Here is a 248-nt window from a genome sequence, read left to right as displayed (position 1 = left end):
CGTCGCCGCCGTCGGCGACGGATGGTCGATTGTGCGTGATTGAAGCCCGACTACTGGCCGGGGACGGGCCGCCGACCGCCGACGATAAGGGCGATGTCCTTCGCCGGCAGATCCACGGGCTCCCCGTCGCCGATGGTGATGTTCGCGTCGGTGCCGCGTAGCGAGACCCCCGTCAGGTCGACGCCGAAGTACTTCAGCTGCCGCTTGTCGGGATCGCCGATCGCTGCGGCGATCCGGGCCGGTGGCGC

The 248-nt window shown here is 70.2% G+C and carries 1 pseudogene; it reads right to left on the bottom strand.

Annotated elements, in window-relative coordinates:
• Positions 1-50: 50 nt before the first annotated feature.
• A pseudogene (locus tag B4L26_RS05310) lies at positions 51-248 on the bottom strand (hypothetical protein); the annotation flags it as partial.

The organism is Gordonia sp. UBA7599 (assembly GCA_002477755.1).
Classification (GTDB): domain Bacteria; phylum Actinomycetota; class Actinomycetes; order Mycobacteriales; family Mycobacteriaceae; genus Gordonia.
The sequence above is the reverse complement of the archived record's forward strand: the minus strand, read 5'-3'. Positions and strand labels throughout refer to the sequence as shown.